We start from the raw sequence: 22369 nt of genomic DNA on the forward strand, positions 1-22369 counted from the left end.
TTAACGATGCCAAAATCCGTAATTATTCCCGCTGGCAGCAGCGCACCGCTGGCTCCCTTCGTTCCCGGCACGCTGGCTGATGGCGTGGTGTATGTCTCCGGTACGCTGGCTTTTGATCAACATAATAACGTGCTGTTTGCCGATGACCCAAAGGCGCAAACCCGCCACGTTCTGGAAACCATCCGCAAGGTGATCGAGACGGCGGGTGGCACGATGGCGGATGTGACCTTCAACAGCATCTTTATTACCGACTGGAAAAATTACGCCGCGATTAACGAAATCTACGCCGAGTTTTTCCCGGGTGACAAACCGGCGCGATTCTGCATTCAGTGCGGACTGGTAAAACCTGACGCGCTGGTGGAAATCGCCACAATTGCGCATATCGCCAAGTGAGGCCGCGATGAAACTTTCACTCTCACCTCCCCCTTATGCTGATGCGCCCGTAGTGGTGTTGATTTCGGGTCTTGGCGGTAGCGGCAGTTACTGGTTACCGCAACTGGCGGTACTGGAGCAGGAGTATCAGGTAATCTGTTACGACCAGCGCGGCACCGGCAATAATCCCGACACGCTGGAAGAAGATTACAGTATCGCCCAGATGGCAGCGGAACTGCATCAGGCGCTGGTAGCCGCAGGGATTGAGCGTTACGCGGTGGTCGGCCATGCGCTCGGTGCACTGGTGGGAATGCAGCTGGCGCTGGATTATCCCGCGTCGTTAACTGTGCTGGTCAGCGTTAACGGCTGGCTACGAATAAACGCCCATACGCGCCGCTGTTTTCAGGTTCGCGAGCAGTTACTACATAGCGGCGGCGCGCAGGCATGGGTGGAAGCTCAGCCATTGTTCCTCTATCCCGCCGACTGGATGGCGGCCCGCGCACCTCGCCTGGAAGCTGAAGACGCGCTGGCACTGGCGCATTTTCAGGGCAAAAATAATTTACTGCGTCGACTTAACGCCCTCAAACGCGCTGACTTTAGTCACCATGCGGATCGCATCCGCTGCCCGGTGCAAATCATCTGCGCCAGTGATGATCTGCTGGTGCCAACAGCATGTTCCAGTGAACTTCATGCCGCCCTGCCCGATAGCCAGAAAATGGTGATGCGCTATGGCGGACACGCCTGCAACGTGACCGATCCCGAAACGTTTAATGCTCTGTTACTCAACGGGCTTGCCAGCCTGTTACATCACCGTGAAGCCGCCCTGTAAGGAATTGCTATGAACGAAGCCATTAGCCCAGGTGCGCTTAGCACCCTGTTCACCGATGCCCGCACTCACAACGGCTGGCGGGAGACACCCGTCAGCGATGAGACGTTACGGGAGCTTTATGCCCTGATGAAATGGGGGCCGACATCAGCTAACTGTTCTCCGGCACGGATCGTGTTTATCCGCACTGCAGAAGGAAAAGAACGTCTGCGCCCGGCGCTTTCCAGCGGCAATCTGCAAAAAACCCTGACCGCGCCCGTCACCGCGATCGTCGCCTGGGACAGTGAATTTTATGAACGGTTACCACAGCTGTTTCCTCACGGCGATGCCCGCAGTTGGTTTACCTCCAGCCCACAACTTGCCGAAGAAACAGCGTTTCGCAACAGTTCCATACAGGCGGCCTATCTGATCGTCGCCTGCCGGGCGCTGGGGCTGGATACCGGCCCGATGTCCGGCTTTGACCGTCAACACGTGGACGACGCCTTTTTTACGGGCAGCACGCTGAAGAGCAATCTGCTGATTAATATCGGCTATGGCGATAGCAGCAAGCTTTATGCGCGCCTGCCACGTCTGTCCTTTGAAGAAGCCTGCGGGCTGTTGTAAGGAGCAAACTATGAACATTGTCGATCAACAAACTTTTCGCGATGCGATGTCCTGCATGGGCGCGGCGGTCAATATTATCACCACGGACGGTCCAGCCGGGCGCGCCGGGTTCACCGCCAGCGCCGTCTGCAGCGTGACCGATACGCCGCCCACATTACTGGTGTGCCTGAATCGTGGGGCGTCCGTCTGGCCGGTATTCAATGAAAATCGAACGCTGTGTGTAAATACACTTAGCGCCGGGCAGGAGCCGCTTTCAAACCTTTTTGGCGGCAAAACGCCCATGGAACACCGCTTTGCCGCCGCCCGCTGGCAGACTGGTGTGACCGGATGCCCGCAACTGGAAGAGGCACTGGTTTCGTTTGACTGCCGTATCAGCCAGGTGGTGAGCGTCGGCACCCACGACATTCTGTTTTGTGCCATAGAAGCGATTCATCGTCACGCCACCCCCTGCGGGCTGGTGTGGTTCGATCGCAGTTATCACGCGTTGATGCGCCCTGCTTGTTAACCTCCTTAAGGAGACAGCTGATGGCAATGTTCGGTTTTCCTCACTGGCAGTTAAAATCGACCTCTACAGAGAGCGGCGTGGTCGCGCCGGATGAACGATTGCCGTTTGCTCAGACGGCAGTAATGGGCGTTCAACACGCGGTGGCGATGTTTGGCGCGACGGTGTTAATGCCGATTCTGATGGGGCTGGATCCCAATCTTTCCATTTTGATGTCGGGGATCGGCACGTTACTGTTTTTCTTTATTACCGGCGGGCGCGTCCCCAGTTATCTCGGTTCCAGCGCGGCTTTTGTCGGCGTGGTGATTGCCGCGACGGGCTTTAACGGTCAGGGCATTAACCCGAATATCAGCATCGCGCTGGGCGGGATTATCGCCTGTGGGCTGGTTTATACCGTCATTGGCCTGGTGGTGATGAAAATCGGTACGCGCTGGATTGAACGGCTGATGCCGCCGGTGGTGACGGGTGCGGTAGTGATGGCGATTGGCCTGAACTTAGCGCCTATCGCAGTGAAAAGTGTATCGGCTTCGGCCTTTGATAGCTGGATGGCGGTAATGACGGTGCTGTGTATTGGGCTGGTAGCGGTGTTTACCCGTGGCATGATCCAGCGGTTATTGATTCTCGTAGGATTAATTGTCGCCTGTCTGCTGTATGGCGTGATGACCAACGTTTTAGGGCTGGGAAAAGCCGTCGATTTTACTCTCGTCAGCCATGCTGCCTGGTTCGGTTTGCCACATTTTTCCACTCCTGCTTTTAATGGTCAGGCAATGATGCTGATTGCGCCCGTGGCGGTGATTCTGGTGGCGGAAAACTTAGGCCATCTCAAGGCGGTCGCCGGGATGACCGGACGCAATATGGATCCATATATGGGGCGGGCATTCGTGGGCGATGGGCTGGCGACGATGCTTTCCGGCTCTGTCGGCGGTAGCGGCGTGACCACCTATGCTGAAAATATCGGTGTGATGGCCGTGACAAAAGTCTACTCGACGCTGGTGTTTGTTGCTGCTGCCGTCATCGCCATGCTGTTGGGCTTTTCGCCGAAATTTGGCGCGCTGATTCATACCATTCCAGCACCGGTGATTGGTGGTGCATCAATTGTTGTGTTCGGGCTGATTGCCGTCGCAGGCGCAAGGATCTGGGTACAAAACCGTGTCGATTTAAGCCAGAACGGTAATTTGATTATGGTCGCAGTAACCTTAGTGCTGGGCGCGGGTGATTTTGCTCTCACGCTAGGCGGTTTTACGTTGGGAGGGATCGGTACAGCAACCTTTGGCGCGATTTTACTCAATGCGTTGTTAAGCAGAAGGTTGGTTGACGTTCCACCGCCAGAAGTTGTTCATCAGGAGCCATAAACAGAAAACCGCCGGGGTAACCGGCGGTGATGACTTTTTGACGAGCTTCAGACAAAAATACATTCGTCATTGATTAGCCCGGCTAGTTGTCGCTTTTGCCGTGACTGCTCTTGCCACCTTTTTTACCTGCTTCAGATGCGCGCTGCGGGTCATTTTTGAAATTACCCCCGCTGTGCTGTCCACCTTTTTTACCTGCTTCTGATGCTCTTTCGCGGTCTTCTGCAAAATTGCCGGAACCGCCTCGATGGTTTGCCATTACTGACCTCCGTCTGGGTATAGACATCATATTGCATAGAATTAACGCGGCGTATGGCGGCTGCCATATTTTCGCTACGTGGGACTAAGCTTAGTGAACTGACACGGTCAGGCCCGCATTTAGTAATATCCTGCAACAGCTTCTTAGCGAGAATAGATATCATCTCCAATAATTATCCATAAGCCGCTCTTATGATTAAAAAAACGCGATGAGATAAAAATGTGTCATTTTGCGACAAAATTACGCGCTTGTGAAAGTTGTTATAAATCAAATAAGTGGTTGTGAAATTTGCACTCTGAAAAGGACGTCTTATCTTTAAAAGAGTGGTAGCGAATCGCTACGGAATAGAGATAACACGAGGAGTGGTTAGAAATGGCTAAAGTTCTGGTGCTTTATTATTCCATGTACGGACATATCGAAACGATGGCACGCGCAGTCGCTGAGGGTGCAAGCAAAGTGGATGGCGCAGAAGTTGTCGTTAAGCGTGTACCGGAAACCATGCCGCCGCAATTATTTGAAAAAGCAGGCGGTAAAACGCAAACTGCACCGGTTGCAACCCCGCAAGAACTGGCCGATTACGACGCCATTATTTTTGGTACACCTACCCGCTTTGGCAACATGTCCGGTCAAATGCGTACCTTCCTCGACCAGACGGGCGGCCTGTGGGCTTCCGGCGCACTATACGGAAAACTGGCGAGCGTCTTTAGTTCCACCGGTACTGGCGGCGGTCAGGAACAAACCATCACATCCACCTGGACGACCCTTGCGCATCACGGCATGGTGATTGTCCCCATTGGCTACGCAGCGCAGGAATTATTTGACGTTTCACAGGTTCGCGGCGGTACGCCGTACGGCGCAACCACCATCGCAGGCGGTGACGGTTCACGCCAGCCAAGCCAGGAAGAACTGTCTATTGCTCGTTATCAAGGGGAATATGTCGCAGGTCTGGCAGTTAAACTTAACGGCTAATCTTCAACAGGAGGATACGCATGCCAACTCAAGAAGCGAAAGCTCATCACGTCGGTGAATGGGCATCTCTGCGCAATACGTCGCCGGAAATAGCCGAGGCCATTTTCGAAGTCGCCGGGTACGACGAAAAAATGGCGGAAAAGATTTGGGAAGAAGGTAGCGATGAAGTGTTAGTCAAAGCCTTTGCTAAGACCGATAAAGATTCGCTTTTTTGGGGCGAACAGACCATCGAACGTAAAAACGTTTAATACGCGACTCCCCCGCTTCTCGCGGGGGAGTTTTCTGTTATTTCACCGCTTCATTCAACACGCTATCAAACTTATCCATTGGGCAGAAACCGTTGGCATCTATCGGACAACCGCTTAATTCCAGCGTCACGCGCTGCGCAGGTGCCTGAAGGGTTAACGCGTCAGCATTACGTAACTGTTCTGCACTCTGGTACACATACTCGATTTTCATCAGGTCGCGATTGGCTTTGCTGTCATGCCAACGCTGGAAAACGATTTTGCCGCCAATCGGCGTGCGTTCGTTCTGGTCATGCAACTGATACGGTTTGAAATCCAGCGCCGTTAACAGAGAGGCAATGTTGGAGTCGTGCCCAACTAACACCGTGATTTTCGGTGCACTGGTGCGATCGGTGACCAGGGCTTTGTCGATATAACTGACCAGCGGTTTCGCAACATTGCGCGCCACTTCCGGTGAGGTAAACAGGCTGTCCTGGTAACCGTTTTTAAGCTTCGACAACACCTTCCACTGCTGGTCAGATTTGATTTCTCCCCAGGCCACCTGATCCATCGGAAAACCTTCGTAGTATTGCAAAGTAAACGCATCTACCAGCGAGTTGCCGACTTTCAGCGGCCCGGAAACACCTGGTTCTTGTTGATACTTCGCGCTAAAGGTATTTTTGCCATCCACCAGCGAACATTGTTGTTTCTCTTTACAGGCAGGGGAATCTTTATAGTTAACGATTTTTTCCAGTAGCTGGTAGCTGTCGGTAAGCTGGAGTTTGCTGAGCTCTTTCTCCATTGCCGCCACCGCCTGTTCACTGAATGCGGCGGAATCATCGGTGATCACTGGGTTAAAGGTTGGGTCCATAGTGCCCATTTTTTCCTGATGATGAACAGGAATATCACACCCGGGGAATGCGCCGGTAATAAAGAACTGTGCAGTCGCAACGGTACGTTGCAGACTATTGGCATAGGCATATACGGTGTCCGGCGGCGGGCATTCCCCCGATTTTACCATCCCCTGCTCTGCCAGCCATTCACGCATGTAATGGCCCATATACACTTCGAGCACGCCACCTTTGGTGGTGAGTTGCCCACCGGGGACGTCCCATTCTGGCCATTTATTCGGCGTCGACTGCTCCAGCACACTGCCATTGTTCGCCAGCGGCGCACGTAAGTTATGGCGGCTCATCATGAGCACTTGCTGTAGCTGATAGCCTTCCGGTACGGTTTGTGCCTGAGCATTTGAAGCGAGTAAAACTATCCCTGCCACAGTTGCGGCGATTAGCGTTTTGTTCATTCCTGGCACCTCTTTTGTTATCAATCACTAAAGAGTGTGACAGAAATATGACTTTTTTCCGGGAACAGGTTCGCAAAATGGCTTGTTGAAAACCTGTTTTTCTATATACATCTTCAAAAACAGGCAAGGTTTGACGCAAACTATGCCTGATTAGCCCCTGCCTCGCGTACGCCGCTGATAATTGCACCTGTGGCTAAACAGAATATCTGCGGCGTTTCCAATACAGAGACAATATTTACCAATAAAAAAGTGTGAGACTAATAACAATGGTTTTAGCATATGCCTTTGCCATTAAATTGCATAACGATTTAAATAGTCAAGTTGCGCATTCATTTCCTTATTGTTTAACTTGTAAGCCTGAGCAAAAAGTTCAGGAGGGAGGTAAACGTCATAATGATTGCCGGTATTTATTAAATAACCATATTCAAGATCTTCATCTGTTGAAAAGGATTCATTTCCCAAGGAGATTGATGCCACATTACTATTAACAATAAATAATGAGCAAATGCTATCTGAAAGAACAGCAAGAAAATTCTTCACCGCTTTAATCCTATCCGACGTGTCGGTATCTAAAGCAAGCAAATTCTTGTTATCATTAAATATAAACTCGGGTAAATGCAGGATACATTTTTCGTTATTCAAGCAACTATCAATGAATTCTTTTTTAAAAAACAGAAAGCTCCATGACATAAGACTACCCACACCCTGAATTTTGTTGTCAGATTGCAGATCAACGCCAAATAATGTCTTAACATCTTCCCTGAGATCACAAAATGCAGCATCAACAAGAGCCTCGATTGTTGGTTTATCAACAATTTTAATAAACTCTTCGTATACTTCCTTTTGCGTCTTATGACTGCCCAGCGCCCATGAATAATCATGTTGTTTTAAAACCAGTATGGCTCTTAACAGACAATATCCATCGCCATCTACTGGAGCGTATTTTAATTCATAAGTTTTATTAATTTCACTCTGAATAAAAGATATACCAGACAAATCAATACCAGCATCTAAATTAAATATTCCCGGCGTATTTAACCGTTCTGGCTGGACACTTATATTTTCATCTTCTAAACAATACTCAGAAAAAACATCATCACACGCATTAATGTTTTCAATATATTCCATAAAGCCATACCAATAATAACCTTTAAAATCTGTGATAGACTCTGAAGCTCTGCCCGGCAAGGACACTCTAACAACATCAATATCTTGAACATATTGTATAGTATATGTCATACCTCCTGAAACCCCTGAATAAATTTTTGTATCATTAGTACGCAATGTTCTCATAAATAATGATAGATCATTATCATTCTGCATTTCCTCAAATTCTTTTTCTAGTGATTCGCATTCCAGGCATGGAATGTAGTCTTCAGCTTTTTGACGTCTGATTTCTTTATACAACCGCATAAAACACACCAGTGTGTTTTCAAAAAGCGTGATTGAATATGTTTGATTTTTTTCGTGCTCATTTTTTATATTGCTCCATGCTTCTTTCAAATAATTATTTGCAGTGCAACTAATTCCATGTATATTACTACTCATATATAGCGCCTATAAAATTTAATAAATAATGACGCCCCAGTTAAACTTAAAGTGCCTGTTTCAACTATCAAAAATCGCTCACCCTTTTTCACCTGTTTAAAATATGTTCAACACCCCACCTTGAGGCGACCTCCTCTCCGCGATGATTTCAATAACATATTCTGTGTTGGCATATGAAATTTTGAGGATTACCCTACACTTATAGGAGTTACCTTACAGGGGTTCCTTCAATTTGAGTTGATTTACGCGAGATAACGCTATGGAATTAAAGGATTATTACGCCATCATGGGCGTGAAACCGACGGACGATCTCAAGACAATCAAGACCGCCTATCGTCGACTGGCCCGCAAATACCATCCTGATGTCAGCAAAGAACCGGATGCCGAAGCCCGCTTCAAAGAGGTCGCTGAAGCCTGGGAAGTGTTAAGTGATGAACAACGTCGCGCTGAGTATGATCAGATGTGGCAACATCGCAACGATCCGCAATTTAGCCGTCAGTTCCAGCATGGCGACGGTCAGAGTTTTAACGCCGAAGATTTTGACGATATCTTCTCGTCAATTTTCGGTCAGCATGCCCGCCAGAGCCGTCAACGCCCCGCCACACGCGGCCACGATATTGAAATCGAAGTGGCGGTATTCCTCGAAGAAACGCTTACTGAGCATAAGCGTACCATCAGCTATAACCTGCCGGTTTATAACGCCTTTGGCATGATCGAACAGGAAATCCCGAAAACGCTGAATGTGAAGATCCCGGCGGGCGTCGGCAATGGTCAACGCATCCGCCTGAAAGGCCAGGGGACGCCTGGCGAAAATGGCGGCCCGAATGGCGATTTGTGGCTGGTGATTCATATTGCGCCACATCCGCTGTTTGATATTGTCGGCCAGGATCTGGAAATTGTGGTGCCGGTTAGCCCGTGGGAAGCGGCGCTGGGTGCTAAAGTCACCGTTCCAACACTGAAAGAAAGCATTTTGCTGACTATCCCGCCTGGCAGCCAGGCAGGGCAACGATTGCGCGTTAAAGGCAAAGGTCTGGTGAGCAAAAAACAGACCGGCGATCTGTATGCGGTACTGAAAATCGTGATGCCGCCGAAACCGGATGAAAACACTGCCGCGCTATGGCAGCAACTGGCAGACGCCCAGTCGTCTTTTGATCCACGTAAAGATTGGGGGAAAGCATAATGGCTAATGTTACGGTGACTTTTACTATTACCGAATTTTGCCTGCATACCGGCATCTCTGAAGAGGAGCTAAATGAAATTGTCGGTTTGGGGGTGGTTGAACCGCGTGAGATCCAGGAAACAACCTGGGTATTTGACGACCATGCCGCCATTGTGGTGCAACGCGCGGTACGCCTGCGTCATGAACTCGCTCTGGACTGGCCGGGGATCGCGGTGGCGCTGACGTTAATGGATGATATTGCGCACCTGAAGCAGGAAAACCGCCTGCTGCGCCAGCGGCTTTCCCGGTTTGTAGCTCATCCGTGATGTGTGTTTGCCGGATGCGATGACGCATCTTAGCCGGTCTACAACGATTACAGTTCCTGTGGGCCGGATAAGACGTTCATGCCGCATCCGGCAACTGCGCCATAATGCCTGATGCGACGCTAAACGCGTCTTATCAGGCCAACAAACGATGTTATCTGTTTTGGTGGTCGCATTCCACTAACACCAGCAATAACTGGCTTAGTGCCGCGTAAAAACCGAAACTGTCGTACTGATGGCAACGCGCAGCAAACTCTGGTAACCATTGTCGCAGCGCCGTCAGTGTTTTTTGCCGCAAATTGTCGATTCTTCGCGCAGGAACGGTCCCCTCTCCCAGCGAAAAATGCAGATGACTCAACAACTCGAGATAGATCGCCAGATGATCTGCCGGTTCGTTGAAATTGCCGCTGGTTTCCATCCCTGCCTCAACTAACAAGCGTTTAATCTCTTGCTCGTCCTGTTTGTAGGCCGATGCATAAGGCAGCGCCGCTTGTTTGTCGGTCATCAGAAACAGACCGCAAAAGTCAGCGGCCAGTTCCAGACGGGCATCGTCACGTACTGTCAGCGTGGCAATACGGTTTTCCAGCTCATTCACCGCCGCAGTGAGCGGCGGTTCACTTTTCAGCAACGAAAACCATTCAGCCATCTGCGCACTGGCGATTTGCGTCAGTTGTTCATCGTCCAGTTCACGGGAGAACAACTGCGCCAGCCAGGCGTAAACACAGGCAATCTGTTGTGCTGTCAGCGTGGTCATGATTTCACCTGCGACGCGGGAACATATTCGCACTGCGCCACCATCTCCACGGGGCCGTTAAACGCCGTCACTTGCTCCACTGTTCCGTTGTACTTCTCAATTTCCACCAGCGTAGTGTGCGCACTGGTCGCCTGCGCCAGCTGCGATGTACCGATGTCGATGGTCAGCACGTTGGGGTTACCGTATTTGCACAGCGCACCAGGCTCGCCGCCTTTATCTGGATCGTACCATGCCCCTTCATGAATTCGCGCCACGCCGGGTGCATAGCGGTCAGAAACCACTGCTCCAGCCAACACCTGGCCACGAGCGTTAAAGACGCGTACCACATCACCGTTACGAATACCACGCGCGCTGGCATCCTGCGGGTTAATGAACACTGGCTCTTTGCCCGCTACCGTATATTGCTGACGCAGCGTTTCCGACTCACATAACTGCGAGTGAAGTCGGAAATCCGGATGCACAGATTGCAGATGCAACGGATACTTCTGCGAGCCGGGCCCGCCGTGGGAGCGTTCGATTTTCTCAAACCACATCGGATGCCCCTGACAATCGTCGTAGTTCATATCGGCGATGGTTTTCGAGTAGATCTCAATCAGGCCACTCGGCGTACCCAGCGGTTCGAGATCCGGATCTTCGCGGAATGCCTGGTGACGAACAAACATCTGCGGATGGTCAAACTCGACATACTCTTTGTTATTCCAGAAGTCATCAAACGCTGGCAGATGAACGCCGCGTCCTTTGCCCTGTTGTACACCTTCCTGCCAGATGCGTTTCAGCCAGCCCATTTCGTCCAGCCCTTCGGTAAAGGCTTCTTCGCGATTAAAGCGACGGCACAGCTCGCGGAAAATATCGAAGTCGTTGCGCGCCTCGAACTGCGGCGGCACGACCTGTTTCATGGCGATAATGCCACGGTTGGAGTGGTTGCCGTACTGGTCGAGATCGTTACGCTCAAACTGCGTGGTCGCAGGCAGTACGATATCGGCAAAGCGGCAGGTTGAGGTCCACTGGTTATCTATGGCGATAACCGTTTCCAGCTTACGCCAGCCTTCAATAATGCGGTTGATCTGCTGATGGCGATGGAACGGGTTAGTTCCGGCAAAAATACACATTTTCAGCGGCGGCAGTTTTACCGATTTACCGTTCCAGTTGATCACTTTCCCCGGTTCGAGGATCGCATCGATAAAACGGGCAATCGGAATGGTGCTGCTGTAACCTTTGTAGTCACTGTTGTCGTGAACAGACGGAATCGACGTAGAGCCGGAGAAACCACTCAGAATAACGCCTTTACGCCCCGGCGTGCCTGCGCCGTTATAGTGCCAGCCAAAACCAAAGCCACCACCTGGCAGGCCAATTTGCCCCAGCATCGCCGCCAGAACGACAATCATCCACGCCCACTGTTCACCGTGCTGCATACGCTGCACGCACCAGCCAGCAATAATTTGCGTTCTGTTCGCCGCCATCTGCCGCGCCAGCCCACGAATGGTTTCGGCATCAATGCCGGTCAGTTTTTCAGCCCATGCGGCATCTTTCGGCTGACCGTCTTTCTCACCCAGCAGATACGGCAGGAACTGCTCAAAACCTACACAGTAGTTAGCGAGGAAGTTTTTGTCGTACAGGTTTTCACTGTACAGCGTATGCGCCAGCGCCAGTTGCAGCGGCACGTCAGTTTGCGGGTTAACCGCAATGTGCTTCACATGCTCGCGCCCCAGATACTCATGGGTGGATGTGACAACCGGATCGATGCTGATGACCTCAATTTCACCGGCGGCGACTTTCGCTTTTAGCTGCTCGTAATATTCATAAACATCGTGATCCGGGCACCACCAGTTCGCTTGCTGGTTTTTCAGCAAATCGGAGCCCCACAGCACAATGGTTTTGCTGTTCTGTAATACCAGCGGCCAGGAGGTTTGCTGTTCATACACTTCCATCGAACCGACTACGCGCGGCAGGATCACCTGCGCAGCACCGGTAGAGTAATCTCCGCCCGTACCAACGCTATTACCATGCAAGGCAATCGCTTTCGCCAGCATCCCCGAAGCGTTATGGAACATCCCCGTCGACTGCCAACCACTGGCGGTCAGCAAGGCACTCGGCCCGTGCGTTTTCTGCACACGTTCCAGCTCTTCATAGAACATGTCGAGGGCTTCATCCCAGCTCACGCGCACAAAACGGTTATCACCGCGCTGGGAGGTGTCGCTCAGATGGCGCTTACGTAGCCAGTCCACGCGTACCATCGGATAACGAATACGCGCCGCGTTGTGTACGTGATCCGGCAATCCGGCGATCATTTTCGACGAATATTTATCCAGTTCGAACGGTTTTGCCGCCACAAAGCGACCCTCCTTCACCGTCGCGCGGATAGCCCCCCAGTGCGACCCGGTAAGAATGCCCTCTTTCGAGGTGACAGCCTCAGTCGCCGCTTGCGCCGCAGACGCACGGCGCGGCGTTAACAATGACGGCCCCAGCATCCCGGCGACGGTTAAGCCGCCGAGTTGTGCCAGAAAACGCCGACGTGATGCCTGAAAGAGATCGTTATTGTTCATTATTTTTCTTCCTTCTTATCGCCGTGAGCCTTACCTGCGGTGTCAGACGCATTCATTTGCAGATATTTCAACAAGGTGCGTTCTTCACGTTTATCGAGGCTGGTAAAGCCAATCATGCCGTTGAGCGTGCCGATCCAACCGTTAGCGTCAAAGTGAGAGATTTCCGGTGCGCCGTGGCACTGGTTACAGGTGCCGTTGTACAACGAATCCGCATAAGCCCAGATCGGTTTGATATCGTTTACCATGTCGCCTTTCTTCATCCACGCAGTGGCCTGCAATTTGCTCCACTCAGTATTGGTGTCGGCAACGGTAGTTTTCTCCAGCGTTTTCACCTGCTGCTGCACATCACCACGAATCGAGGCAACAAAGATGCGTTTACCTGGGAACTGGGTGAGAACACGCTGACGTCCGGCGCTTTCCGTCCAGCCGGTAATTTCAATTTGCAGCCAGTCGCCGTCACGTTTAAGGACTTTCACTTCCGAAGCAGGCAGCAGAGAACCAGAGGCTTCTTTATCGCCTTTCCCCGCATAAATCGGCTTAATATCAATGGAGTACAGCGTGTCACCACTGTCATTAGCACTGGCGCGCAGCTCATCGAACTGCTTACGGAAGCCACTACTCATATCCGGCAACTGGTGGGCAATACCTTTATGACAGTCGATGCAGGATTGATTATCTTTCGCTGCCACCTTCATCTGACGTGCCGCTTCAGGATGCTGCTTGGCATGATCCATCGCGTCGTAGTTATGGCAGGAGCGGCAGGTTGCCGAGTTGTTTTCTTTCATTCGCGCCCATTCACGCTCGGCAAGTTCCGCGCGTTTGGCTTCGAATTTTTCAGGTGTATCAATGGAGTGGGCAATAAAGGTCTGGTAGATATCGTTGCTCGCTTCCAGTTTGCGCTTCACCATGCCTGGAATATCCGGCGGGATATGACAGTCATGGCATTCAGCTCGCACGCCGGAGGCATTCTGGAAATGCACCGACTGTTTATATTCTTCATACACCGGTTGCATACTGTGGCAACTGACACAAAATTCGGTTGTGCTGGTGACTTTGATCCCAACGTGTGGCAATACAATCAGCGCAATGCCAATCACAATCCCAATAGCGACCAGCGCCAGTACCGACCAACGAGCACTGGGTCGGCGTAGCGCGTTCCAGAGTTTCCGCATAATAGCCCCTGTAAAATTATGGTTTAGTGAAGCGATCTTAATGAGTAAATATGAACAGCGGCACTGGTCAGGATGAACGGCTTACGGCAGAATATGAACAGATATGAACAGAATGAGTAAAACCCTCTGATGCCACATCACATTGTTATTGTTGAAGATGAGCCGGTTACCCAGGCGCGATTACAATCCTACTTCACTCAGGAGGGGTATACCGTTTCCGTTACGGCGAGCGGTGCCGGGCTGCGGGAAATTATGCAGAATCAGCCGGTGGATTTAATTCTGCTGGATATCAATTTGCCCGATGAAAATGGCCTGATGTTGACCCGCGCCCTGCGAGAACGCTCAACGGTGGGGATTATTCTGGTTACGGGACGCAGCGATCGGATTGACCGTATTGTTGGGCTGGAAATGGGCGCAGACGATTACGTCACCAAACCGCTGGAACTGCGCGAACTGGTAGTACGGGTGAAAAATCTGCTCTGGCGAATCGACCTCACGCGACAAGCTCAACCGCACACACAGGACAACTGCTATCGCTTTGCCGGTTATTGCCTGAATGTGTCGCGCCATACGCTGGAGCGGGATGGCGAGCCGATTAAACTGACCCGCGCAGAGTATGAAATGTTGGTGGCATTTGTGACGAATCCGGGCGAAATTCTTAGCCGTGAACGTCTGCTGCGTATGCTCTCTGCGCGTCGGGTGGAAAACCCTGACCTGCGCACCGTCGATGTGTTAATTCGTCGTTTACGCCATAAACTCAGCGCGGATTTACTGGTGACGCAACATGGTGAAGGTTATTTCTTAGCCGCTGATGTGTGCTGATAAAAATAGACCGGACGAAATCCCCCTGGTGACAGCGAGCGGCGGATATGTTCACGGTCGGCATTTTTCGGCGTCAGAACTAAAATCGGTGGGCTGACATTATCAGACACCGATTGCCCCTGTAATTGCCTGATGGCCTGCTCAACCGCCAGTTCCCCCTGCCAGACCATTTGATCGCTGGCAGCCATAATCACTCTTCCCCGCTTCAGCCCGCGATACACCTGATGTGAAAGATAAAACGACACCACGGTAAGCGGTGTTTTCAGATTACGCCCTTCCCCCATTGCCGCCTCTGCCGCAATGGCCGTTCCGGCAACGACGTCGATTTCTGGATGGCGCTCCAGCATCTCCTGCAACAGGTTACGCTGGATTTCAATATCGTTATCGCCAAGCGCAATATCAACAATACGTACCGGGCTTCCGGCAATGGCTGCGCGAAAACCCTCGACCATCTCCTTACTGCCCCCGGCGTTATCGGGTCCGGGCATCAACAGCACGTTCAGTGGTTTACCGTGGCTCCATTGCACCAGATATCGTCCTGGTTGATAGCCCATCTGAAACCAGGGCACACCAACGCGGCTTTTCACGTGGGGAGCATCAATAGCATTTACCAGTTCGATCACCGGCAGACTTGCTACCTGCTTTTGCAGATCGGGAAATGACGTCGTGCTACTACCGAGCAAAATGGCCTCTGCGCCCCACTGTTTACACTGGTCGATTTGTGCTTGCTGGGTAGCCAACTGGCTGTAGCCGCCTGCCTCCAGCACTTTTAAATCCACACCGTAGCGGCGAGCAGCCTCCTGCATACCATAGTTCAACGATAACCAGTATGAATCTTTCAGGCTGGGATAAAGCGCGCACAGTTTCCATGCGCGTTTGGCTTTAAGCGGCGTAGAGGCTTGCACAGAGAAATGCTGCGCATCATGCCAGCGCAACAGGTTATCAGCCGAAAAACCAGGCAACATGAAAAGGGAAAGAAGTAACAATAGCAGTACGCGCATGATAGCCTCATCAATAATAAGGCTTTATGCTAGATGCATTCCGCTTTGCGACTCAACCTTTTTCACCTTAAGTGCACCGACCGTGAATTTAACCCTGACCCGAAGACTCTGGATGGGCTTTGCCCTGATGGCGCTGTTAACCCTGACCAGTACCCTGGTGGGATGGTACAACCTGCGCTTTATCAGCCAGGTGGAAAAAGACAACACTCAGGCATTGATTCCTACCATGAATATGGCGCGCCAGTTGAGCGAAGCCAGCGCCTGGGAACTTTTCGCCGCGCAGAACCTGACCAGTGCCGATAACGAAAAGATGTGGCAGGCGCAGGGGCGAATGCTCACCGCACAAAGCCTGAAGATTAATGCGTTGCTGCAAGCGTTACGGGAACAAGGTTTTGATACCACCGCTATTGAACAACAGGAGCAGGAGATTTCCCGTTCGTTACGTCAACAAGGGGAGCTGGTGGGGCAGCGTTTGCAACTGCGCCAGCAACAACAGCAACTCAGTCAGCAGATAGTCGCCGCCGCCGATGAAATCGCACGCCTGGCGCAAGGTCAGGCGAATAATGCGGCAACCTCCGCCGGAGCGACCCAGGCCGGGATTTACGATTTGATTGAACAACATCAGCGTCAGGCCGCAGAAAGTGCACTCGATCGGCTGATTGATATCGATCTTGAGTATGTTAACCAGATGAATGAACTGCGCCTTAGCGCCCTGCGGGTGCAGCAAATGGTGATGAATCTGGGGTTGGAACAGATCCAGAAAAATGCGCCAACGCTGGAAAAGCAGCTCAATAATGCGGTGAAAATTCTGCAACGTCGGCAAATACGCATTGAAGATCCGGGAGTTCGTGCTCAGGTCGCAACAACGTTAACTACCGTAAGCCAATATGGCGATTTGCTGGCGCTGTATCAACAGGACAATGAAATCAGTCATCGCCTGCAAACTCTCACGCAAAATAACATCGCCCAGTTCGCGCAGTTTAGTAGCGAAGTCAGTCAGCTGGTCGACAGTATTGAGCTGCGCAATCAGCACGGGCTGGCACATCTGGAAAAAGCCAGTGCACGCGGGCAATACAGCCTGTTATTACTGGGGATAGTTTCACTTTGTGCATTGATTCTGATCCTCTGGCGCGTGGTTTATCGCTCAGTCACGCGTCCACTTGCCGAACAAACGCAGGCGCTGCAACGCTTACTGGACGGTGATATCGACTCCCCTTTTCCGGAAACCGCTGGCGTGCGGGAGCTGGACACCATCGGGCGGCTGATGGATGCGTTTCGCAGCAGTGTTCATGCACTGAATCGCCACCGCGAACAGCTGGCGGCGCAGGTCAAAGCGCGTACAGCTGAATTGCAGGAACTGGTGATAGAACACCGACAGGCACGAGCGGAAGCAGAAAAAGCCAGCCAGGCAAAATCGGCGTTTCTGGCGGCGATGAGCCATGAGATCCGCACACCGCTGTACGGTATTCTTGGCACCGCGCAACTGCTGGCAGATAACCCCGCACTTAATGCCCAGCGTGATGATTTGCGGGCAATTACCGACTCTGGTGAATCGTTGCTGACCATCCTCAACGATATTCTCGATTATTCGGCTATCGAAGCAGGCGGCAAGAATGTTTCGGTCAGCGATGAACCCTTTGAACCGCGCCCGCTGCTGGAAAGTACCCTGCAATTAATGAGCGGAAGGGTGAAAGGTCGCCCGATTCGCCTGGCAACAGAAATTGCCGACGATGTACCGACTGCGTTAATGGGCGATCCGCGGCGTATTCGTCAGGTCATAACCAACCTGTTGAGCAACGCCCTGCGTTTCACCGACGAAGGGCACATTATCCTGCGTAGTCGCACTGATGGCGAGCTGTGGCTGGTCGAAGTGGAAGACAGCGGCTGCGGTATTGATCCCGCGAAACTGGCTGAAATCTTCCAGCCATTTGTTCAGGTTAGCGGCAAACGCGGCGGCACCGGGCTGGGGCTGACTATCAGTAGCCGTCTGGCCCAGGCGATGAGCGGCGAACTGAGCGCCACCAGCACGCCGGAGGTTGGAAGCTGTTTTTGTTTACGCTTGCCGTTACGTGTTGCCACTGCACCCGTGCCAAAAACAGTCAATCAGGCGGTGCATCTGGACGGTTTACGTTTGCTGTTAATTGAAGATAACCCGCTAACCCAGCGAATTACCGTTGAGATGCTGAACAACAGTGGGGCGCAGGTCGTTGCGGTAGGAAATGCCGCGCACGCAATAGAGACGTTGCAAAATAGCGAACCGTTTGCTGCCGCACTGGTGGATTTTGATCTGCCCGATATCGACGGCATTACGCTTGCCCGGCAACTGGCACAGCAATATCCGTCGCTGGTTTTGATTGGCTTTAGCGCTCATGTCATCGACGAAACGTTGCGCCAGCGTACCAGTTCATTATTTCGCGGGATTATCCCTAAACCGGTGCCGCGTGAAGTGCTCGGTCAGTTACTGGCGCACTATCTCCAACTGCAAGTCAATAACGATCAACCGCTGGATGTATCGCAACTCAATGAAGATGCTCAGTTGATGGGGACGGAGAAGATCCACGAATGGCTGGCATTATTTAAACAACATGCCCTGCCGCTTCTCGATGACATCGGCATCGCCCGCTCCAGCCAGAACAGCGAAAAAATAAAGCGTGCCGCACATCAGCTAAAAAGCAGTTGCTCGAGTCTGGGAATGCGTAGCGCCAGCCAGCTATGCGCACAACTGGAGCAGCAGCCATTATCTGCCCCCCTTCCACACGAAGAAATTACACGCAGTGTTGCCGCTCTGGAAGCATGGTTGAATAAGAAAGACCTGAACGCGATTTGAATCAATATCAGCCAGTTAAGAACAACTAGAATAGTGGCATTTGGTATGCAACTTAACGGACTGGCAAAATCATGACAGAGAAAAGAAGAACCCGCTGGCAGCGGCGGCCAGGCACGACGGGCGGCAAATTACCGTGGTATGACTGGCGCAATGCCACGACCTGGCGTAAAGCGACGCAATTATTACTGTTGGCAATGAATATTTATATTGCCATCACGTTCTGGTATTGGGTGCGCTATTACGAAACGGCAGGTAGTACGACATTTGTCGCCAGGCCAGGAGGCATCGAAGGCTGGCTACCGATTGCCGGTCTGATGAATCTGAAATATAGCCTTGCAACAGGTCAGTTACCGTCCGTCCACGCCGCCGCGATGCTGTTATTGGTCGCTTTTATCGTCATCAGTCTATTACTCAAAAAGGCCTTTTGTTCATGGTTATGCCCGGTTGGTACGCTTTCTGAATTAATCGGCGATCTCGGTAACAAACTGTTTGGTCGGCAATGTGTCCTTCCCCGCTGGCTGGATATTCCTCTGCGCGGCGTGAAGTATTTGCTGTTGAGTTTTTTTCTCTATATTGCGTTATTGATGCCCGCTCAGGCGATTCACTATTTTATGTTGTCGCCCTACAGCGTGGTGATGGACGTTAAAATGCTCGATTTCTTTCGCCATATGGGGACAGCGACATTAATCAGCGTGATCGTTTTGCTGATTGCCAGCCTGTTTATTCGCCATGCCTGGTGTCGTTATCTTTGCCCATATGGCGCGCTGATGGGCGTGGTTTCGCTATTATCACCGTTTAAGATTCGTCGCAATGCCGAAAGTTGTATCGATTGTGGCAAATGCGCAAAAAATTGCCCATCGCGGATCCCGGTCGATAAATTAATTCAGGTACGAACCGTGGAATGTACCGGTTGTATGACTTGCGTAGAGTCATGTCCGGTAGCCTCAACATTGACCTTTTCACTGCAAAAACCTGCGGCAAATAAAAAAGCCTTTGCGTTGTCTGGCTGGTTAATGACGCTACTGGTTCTGGGGATTATGTTTGCGGTGATTGGTTACGCAATGTATGCGGGTGTATGGCAAAGCCCGGTGCCGGAAGAATTGTACCGACGCTTAATTCCGCAAGCGCCAATGATTGGGCACTAAATTAGCAACAAGCGGAACATCACCTCGCACGGGGTGATGTTCACAAAATCACATTATTTTGATTTTGACATCATAACTTTCAAGCCCGGTCATTTTTTCTCGTGCAGTGAAGCGAATTTCAGAGACTTCTTTCCCTGTATTCTTGTTCAGCTCGGCGATTTTTTGCGCGATAAAGTCAGCGATTTCCGTTTCGGCTTGTTTTTTTAACTCTTCAATATTCACTGTTAACCTCTTCTGGTCTTAAAAGACAGCAACACGCCAGTAAGGTGTTGGTTCCCGGTACCCTGGTCAGGTAAGAAATGTTATAAGCCATCTCCCCGAAAGATTCAATAATCAACAGGTTATCGCTTACTATACATACAGCGTTGAAGAAAAATAAGGCAGATATAAAAAAGGCTCCACGAGGGAGCCTGATATTATTTTGTGAAATCCAGCGGCGCATGCTCAGTGCGTATTTGCAGCGCGACGTTATCAAAGGTGATCATCGTCGATTTACAAAAAATACACTTTGCCCCTAAAGGATTTCGCTCCGTCACATCGAATGCCGATGTGCGGTACTGTGAACCATGACAACATGGACAGCGGAAATGGAGATGTTGAGTAATAACGGCAACCTTAGAGCGTAACAACGTTCGCTGCCGCGGGACCACGTTGCCCCTGCTCAATAGAAAATTCAACTTTCTGATTTTCGTTCAGCGTGCGGAATTCATTGCTCTGGATGGCGGTGAAATGGACGAAAACGTCTTTGCTGCCATCATCAGGAGTGATAAAGCCAAAACCTTTATCTGCGTTAAACCATTTTACTAAACCAGTCATTTTATTAGACATATTTTACTTCCTTCATTTTGGGCCTTTCGGCAAACAGGGCTTTAATACAGAAACTACTTAGTGTTCAGGAGAGAGACTCAAAAGAAGGGGATAATGCCTGATAATGAGAACTGCTTTAGTAAACTACTTTGTATGCTGTCTGTCTTTCAAACCGACGCAGCTATTAACGCATGATAATTGAGATTAAGCAAATTTTATTTTAGCCGTCCGGCGGTCTTAAATATCGCTGGCTTTATTTTATTAACCCCGTATAGTGCAGCGCAGTATATTCAGTAAGGAATTTGTTTGTCCCGTAAAATGACAGGAATTGTCAAAACCTTTGATCGCAAAAGCGGCAAAGGATTCATTATCCCCTCCGACGGTCGTAAAGAAGTCCAGGTCCATATTTCCGCATTCACTCCCCGCGACGCAGAAGTGCTTATACCAGGATTACGCGTGGAATTTTGCCGCGTAAATGGCCTGCGAGGACCAACAGCGGCAAATGTTTATTTGTCTTGATGGAGAGCGCACGCTGGTATGCGTGCTTCATTCACGATTTGCGTAAAACCGGCCAACGAACACATGCCCTGCGCATTTCGCTCTTCACATCCTGCCAGGGTCAGTTTCACCTCTCCGGGCGGCGTATTTAATGACAGCGGCGTTTTATCACGCATCTGCTGTAAAGTCTGGAAGACCAGCGAAACCTGAATCCACTGGCTGTTATCGCTGAGCCGACGCCAGCGTTCAAACACCAGTTCACCCCCTGGCGGCGTGTTATCCGGCTGACCTGGAAGTGTCCAGTTGAGCTCCAGTGCGCCGCCGAGATTTGCCAGATTAGTATCGTGTCCGGCGATAAACAGCACTGAAGTGGGTAATGTCACACCATACGCCTGTTTTTGCGGTGGATGGGGCGTCAACGCTGTCATGATCAAATCCAACAACGGGGTGGCGCGGCTGCGGGCAACCTCTGGCGTGCGTTGTAGTAAATAAAATTGCGCGTTATGCAAACTTAGCAACGTGTTCCACTGGTGTGAATCAGTGATCCTTCCCCACCCCGGCTCCGGCATTCCCTGTGCTTGTTGCAGGAGAAATATTTCCGTCAGCATTGATGCGAGGCTTACCGCACCGGTTAATGAGACATTGTCGGCGCTCACCTTGAGTTCCGATGGTAATGCCTGCGTTAATGAACAGCTTTCGTCCTGTTTCTCACGGTTAAGGCACAAGTTTGATTGTGGGAAATTAAGCACCTGTTCCAGTTCGCGAAACGCCGTTTGTCGATGCCCGGTAAAGTCAGCAATTGACCCTCCTGCCCTGCTGAGGATCGCGTCAGTCACATTCGCGTTATCCAGTTGGCAAACGCCAGTTTTTAGAGGATTAAATAACGGATCGGGACTGGACGTATCTGCCTGGGTATGTATGGTTATTGCACAGTCAGGTGCCAGCCCGGCGGCGAAGGCTTCGCCTGTTTTACGGGTACGCTCGTCGACATCAGCAATAATCGCGACCTGACCAGGCTGCGGGCAGCCCTTTTTCGCCAGCAATCCGTCAGCCACCAGACGCTGGCGTTGGTAATGTCCGAGATAAGCGATTAGCTCACCACCGCGCGGTGTCAGCCACCCCAGTTTTACCGGCCATGTTGGCCATGCGTCTGGGGTGACATCCTGCATCAGTTGCGTGGCCTTGGTTGGGGCACGCACACCATGACGACTGACAATCACCACACTTTCCAGCTTCAGCTCCGGCTCACTCTGAGCGAATGCAGATTGCGGGGTGAACGGAATCAGAAGAGATAAGAATGGGATCAAGATCGCTTTCATCGATATGTTTCCGCTTTTCATATCCGACATTATTGATTGCCTGA

The 22369-nt window shown here is 51.2% G+C and carries 25 protein-coding genes; 13 read left to right on the top strand and 12 right to left on the bottom strand.

Going from position 1 to position 22369, the window contains the following annotated elements; all coding sequences use genetic code 11:
- Positions 1–6: 6 nt before the first annotated feature.
- Genes rutC through rutG form a run of 5 tightly spaced genes read left to right on the top strand, consistent with a single transcriptional unit; the run spans position 7 to position 3655 of the window.
- Entirely contained in the window at positions 7–393 is a 387-nt protein-coding gene (rutC, locus tag ACJHYD_RS11700) for a 3-aminoacrylate deaminase (RefSeq protein WP_001126780.1), read from the top strand.
- 7 nt (positions 394–400) lie between these two features.
- Positions 401–1201 carry a pyrimidine utilization protein D gene (gene rutD, locus ACJHYD_RS11705; protein WP_001550939.1) on the top strand — a complete coding sequence of 267 codons (801 nt, stop codon included), beginning with the start codon at positions 401–403 and terminating at the stop codon, positions 1199–1201.
- 9 nt (positions 1202–1210) lie between these two features.
- A complete protein-coding gene (locus tag ACJHYD_RS11710) occupies positions 1211–1801 on the top strand; it encodes a malonic semialdehyde reductase (protein WP_001550938.1) in 591 nt (196 codons plus the stop codon).
- A 10-nt stretch (positions 1802–1811) separates the two neighbouring features.
- Positions 1812–2306, top strand: a complete 495-nt coding sequence (gene rutF / locus ACJHYD_RS11715; RefSeq protein WP_069903812.1) for an NADH-dependent FMN reductase RutF — start codon at positions 1812–1814, stop codon at positions 2304–2306.
- Between the two features lie 20 nt (positions 2307–2326).
- Positions 2327–3655, top strand: a complete 1329-nt coding sequence (gene rutG / locus ACJHYD_RS11720) for a pyrimidine utilization transport protein G (protein WP_001365093.1) — start codon at positions 2327–2329, stop codon at positions 3653–3655.
- 82 nt (positions 3656–3737) lie between these two features.
- Here rutG and ACJHYD_RS11725 read toward each other — a convergent pair whose 3' ends face one another.
- The gene (locus ACJHYD_RS11725) at positions 3738–3911 is read right to left on the bottom strand and encodes a general stress protein (RefSeq protein ID WP_001273658.1); all 174 of its coding nucleotides are present in this window, start codon (positions 3909–3911) and stop codon (positions 3738–3740) included.
- A gap of 372 nt (positions 3912–4283) precedes the next feature.
- Between ACJHYD_RS11725 and wrbA the strand changes: the two genes are divergently transcribed.
- Both wrbA and ACJHYD_RS11735 read left to right on the top strand, forming a co-directional pair.
- A complete protein-coding gene (wrbA, locus tag ACJHYD_RS11730; protein ID WP_001151437.1) occupies positions 4284–4880 on the top strand; it encodes an NAD(P)H:quinone oxidoreductase in 597 nt (198 codons plus the stop codon).
- Between the two features lie 20 nt (positions 4881–4900).
- Entirely contained in the window at positions 4901–5128 is a 228-nt protein-coding gene (locus ACJHYD_RS11735) for a YccJ family protein (RefSeq protein WP_001143120.1), read from the top strand.
- A gap of 37 nt (positions 5129–5165) precedes the next feature.
- Here ACJHYD_RS11735 and agp read toward each other — a convergent pair whose 3' ends face one another.
- Positions 5166–6407 carry a bifunctional glucose-1-phosphatase/inositol phosphatase gene (agp, locus tag ACJHYD_RS11740; RefSeq protein ID WP_001044307.1) on the bottom strand — a complete coding sequence of 414 codons (1242 nt, stop codon included), beginning with the start codon at positions 6405–6407 and terminating at the stop codon, positions 5166–5168.
- A gap of 291 nt (positions 6408–6698) precedes the next feature.
- A complete protein-coding gene (locus ACJHYD_RS11745; protein WP_001550937.1) occupies positions 6699–7955 on the bottom strand; it encodes a YccE family protein in 1257 nt (418 codons plus the stop codon).
- Positions 7956–8214: 259 nt separating this feature from the next.
- Here ACJHYD_RS11745 and cbpA point away from each other — a divergent pair, with 259 nt between their 5' ends.
- Entirely contained in the window at positions 8215–9135 is a 921-nt protein-coding gene (cbpA, locus tag ACJHYD_RS11750) for a curved DNA-binding protein (RefSeq protein WP_000420641.1), read from the top strand.
- Positions 9135–9440, top strand: a complete 306-nt coding sequence (gene cbpM, locus ACJHYD_RS11755; protein WP_000024560.1) for a chaperone modulator CbpM — start codon at positions 9135–9137, stop codon at positions 9438–9440. The genes cbpA and cbpM overlap by 1 nt, the downstream gene beginning before the upstream one ends.
- A gap of 151 nt (positions 9441–9591) precedes the next feature.
- On the opposite strand, the gene torD is transcribed toward cbpM, so the two are convergent.
- The 3 genes from torD to torC are packed head-to-tail and all read right to left on the bottom strand — an operon-like array spanning position 9592 to position 13906.
- Positions 9592–10191 carry a molecular chaperone TorD gene (gene torD, locus ACJHYD_RS11760; protein WP_001544437.1) on the bottom strand — a complete coding sequence of 200 codons (600 nt, stop codon included), beginning with the start codon at positions 10189–10191 and terminating at the stop codon, positions 9592–9594.
- The gene (gene torA, locus ACJHYD_RS11765) at positions 10188–12734 is read right to left on the bottom strand and encodes a trimethylamine-N-oxide reductase TorA (RefSeq protein ID WP_001550936.1); all 2547 of its coding nucleotides are present in this window, start codon (positions 12732–12734) and stop codon (positions 10188–10190) included. Before torA ends, torD begins: the two co-directional genes overlap by 4 nt.
- Positions 12734–13906, bottom strand: coding sequence for a pentaheme c-type cytochrome TorC (torC, locus tag ACJHYD_RS11770; protein WP_001550935.1), 1173 nt, complete (start codon positions 13904–13906; stop codon positions 12734–12736). Before torC ends, torA begins: the two co-directional genes overlap by 1 nt.
- Positions 13907–14035: 129 nt before the next feature.
- Here torC and torR point away from each other — a divergent pair, with 129 nt between their 5' ends.
- Entirely contained in the window at positions 14036–14728 is a 693-nt protein-coding gene (torR, locus tag ACJHYD_RS11775; protein WP_001120121.1) for a two-component system response regulator TorR, read from the top strand.
- Here the strand turns inward: torR and torT are convergent.
- A complete protein-coding gene (gene torT / locus ACJHYD_RS11780; protein WP_001550934.1) occupies positions 14701–15729 on the bottom strand; it encodes a TMAO reductase system periplasmic protein TorT in 1029 nt (342 codons plus the stop codon). The two genes, torR and torT, sit on opposite strands and share 28 nt — an antisense overlap.
- 82 nt (positions 15730–15811) lie before the next feature.
- Between torT and torS the strand changes: the two genes are divergently transcribed.
- The gene (gene torS / locus ACJHYD_RS11785) at positions 15812–18556 is read left to right on the top strand and encodes a TMAO reductase system sensor histidine kinase/response regulator TorS (protein ID WP_023909335.1); all 2745 of its coding nucleotides are present in this window, start codon (positions 15812–15814) and stop codon (positions 18554–18556) included.
- 71 nt (positions 18557–18627) lie between these two features.
- Positions 18628–19701, top strand: a complete 1074-nt coding sequence (locus ACJHYD_RS11790) for a 4Fe-4S binding protein (RefSeq protein ID WP_001550932.1) — start codon at positions 18628–18630, stop codon at positions 19699–19701.
- 48 nt (positions 19702–19749) lie between these two features.
- Here ACJHYD_RS11790 and ACJHYD_RS11795 read toward each other — a convergent pair whose 3' ends face one another.
- The 4 genes from ACJHYD_RS11795 to cspG are packed head-to-tail and all read right to left on the bottom strand — an operon-like array spanning position 19750 to position 20529.
- Positions 19750–19923 carry a GnsA/GnsB family addiction module toxin gene (locus ACJHYD_RS11795; RefSeq protein WP_001019197.1) on the bottom strand — a complete coding sequence of 58 codons (174 nt, stop codon included), beginning with the start codon at positions 19921–19923 and terminating at the stop codon, positions 19750–19752.
- Positions 19913–20143 (bottom strand): protein YmcE, encoded by a 231-nt coding sequence (ymcE, locus tag ACJHYD_RS11800; protein ID WP_001309400.1) that lies wholly within the window; start codon positions 20141–20143, stop codon positions 19913–19915. Before ymcE ends, ACJHYD_RS11795 begins: the two co-directional genes overlap by 11 nt.
- Positions 20118–20306, bottom strand: a complete 189-nt coding sequence (locus tag ACJHYD_RS11805; RefSeq protein ID WP_071528143.1) for a cold-shock protein — start codon at positions 20304–20306, stop codon at positions 20118–20120. The genes ymcE and ACJHYD_RS11805 overlap by 26 nt, the downstream gene beginning before the upstream one ends.
- 10 nt (positions 20307–20316) lie before the next feature.
- Positions 20317–20529: a cold shock protein CspG gene (gene cspG / locus ACJHYD_RS11810; protein WP_000066490.1), complete on the bottom strand. Its 213-nt coding sequence runs from the start codon at positions 20527–20529 to the stop codon at positions 20317–20319.
- 285 nt (positions 20530–20814) lie between these two features.
- On the opposite strand from cspG, the gene cspH reads away from it, so the two are divergent.
- Entirely contained in the window at positions 20815–21027 is a 213-nt protein-coding gene (gene cspH, locus ACJHYD_RS11815) for a cold shock-like protein CspH (RefSeq protein WP_000087763.1), read from the top strand.
- Here cspH and appA read toward each other — a convergent pair.
- Positions 21015–22325 (bottom strand): bifunctional acid phosphatase/4-phytase, encoded by a 1311-nt coding sequence (gene appA / locus ACJHYD_RS11820; RefSeq protein ID WP_001550931.1) that lies wholly within the window; start codon positions 22323–22325, stop codon positions 21015–21017. The genes cspH and appA overlap by 13 nt on opposite strands.
- Positions 22326–22369: the final 44 nt, after the last annotated feature.

Origin of the sequence: Escherichia sp. WS1368 (assembly GCF_046487485.1) — a bacterium.
Classification (GTDB): domain Bacteria; phylum Pseudomonadota; class Gammaproteobacteria; order Enterobacterales; family Enterobacteriaceae; genus Escherichia; species Escherichia coli.

Bases quoted from the DNA above. Each gene is read 5' to 3' on its own strand.
- rutC (WP_001126780.1), top strand. From the start codon at position 7: ATGCCAAAATCCGTAATTATTCCCGCTGGCAGCAGCGCACCGCTGGCT.
- rutD (WP_001550939.1), top strand. From the start codon at position 401: ATGAAACTTTCACTCTCACCTCCCCCTTATGCTGATGCGCCCGTAGTG.
- ACJHYD_RS11710 (WP_001550938.1), top strand. From the start codon at position 1,211: ATGAACGAAGCCATTAGCCCAGGTGCGCTTAGCACCCTGTTCACCGAT.
- rutF (WP_069903812.1), top strand. From the start codon at position 1,812: ATGAACATTGTCGATCAACAAACTTTTCGCGATGCGATGTCCTGCATG.
- rutG (WP_001365093.1), top strand. From the start codon at position 2,327: ATGGCAATGTTCGGTTTTCCTCACTGGCAGTTAAAATCGACCTCTACA.
- ACJHYD_RS11725 (WP_001273658.1), bottom strand. From the start codon at position 3,911: ATGGCAAACCATCGAGGCGGTTCCGGCAATTTTGCAGAAGACCGCGAA.
- wrbA (WP_001151437.1), top strand. From the start codon at position 4,284: ATGGCTAAAGTTCTGGTGCTTTATTATTCCATGTACGGACATATCGAA.
- ACJHYD_RS11735 (WP_001143120.1), top strand. From the start codon at position 4,901: ATGCCAACTCAAGAAGCGAAAGCTCATCACGTCGGTGAATGGGCATCT.
- agp (WP_001044307.1), bottom strand. From the start codon at position 6,407: ATGAACAAAACGCTAATCGCCGCAACTGTGGCAGGGATAGTTTTACTC.
- ACJHYD_RS11745 (WP_001550937.1), bottom strand. From the start codon at position 7,955: ATGAGTAGTAATATACATGGAATTAGTTGCACTGCAAATAATTATTTG.
- cbpA (WP_000420641.1), top strand. From the start codon at position 8,215: ATGGAATTAAAGGATTATTACGCCATCATGGGCGTGAAACCGACGGAC.
- cbpM (WP_000024560.1), top strand. From the start codon at position 9,135: ATGGCTAATGTTACGGTGACTTTTACTATTACCGAATTTTGCCTGCAT.
- torD (WP_001544437.1), bottom strand. From the start codon at position 10,191: ATGACCACGCTGACAGCACAACAGATTGCCTGTGTTTACGCCTGGCTG.
- torA (WP_001550936.1), bottom strand. From the start codon at position 12,734: ATGAACAATAACGATCTCTTTCAGGCATCACGTCGGCGTTTTCTGGCA.
- torC (WP_001550935.1), bottom strand. From the start codon at position 13,906: ATGCGGAAACTCTGGAACGCGCTACGCCGACCCAGTGCTCGTTGGTCG.
- torR (WP_001120121.1), top strand. From the start codon at position 14,036: ATGCCACATCACATTGTTATTGTTGAAGATGAGCCGGTTACCCAGGCG.
- torT (WP_001550934.1), bottom strand. From the start codon at position 15,729: ATGCGCGTACTGCTATTGTTACTTCTTTCCCTTTTCATGTTGCCTGGT.
- ACJHYD_RS11790 (WP_001550932.1), top strand. From the start codon at position 18,628: ATGACAGAGAAAAGAAGAACCCGCTGGCAGCGGCGGCCAGGCACGACG.
- ymcE (WP_001309400.1), bottom strand. From the start codon at position 20,143: ATGCGCCGCTGGATTTCACAAAATAATATCAGGCTCCCTCGTGGAGCC.
- cspG (WP_000066490.1), bottom strand. From the start codon at position 20,529: ATGTCTAATAAAATGACTGGTTTAGTAAAATGGTTTAACGCAGATAAA.
- appA (WP_001550931.1), bottom strand. From the start codon at position 22,325: ATGAAAGCGATCTTGATCCCATTCTTATCTCTTCTGATTCCGTTCACC.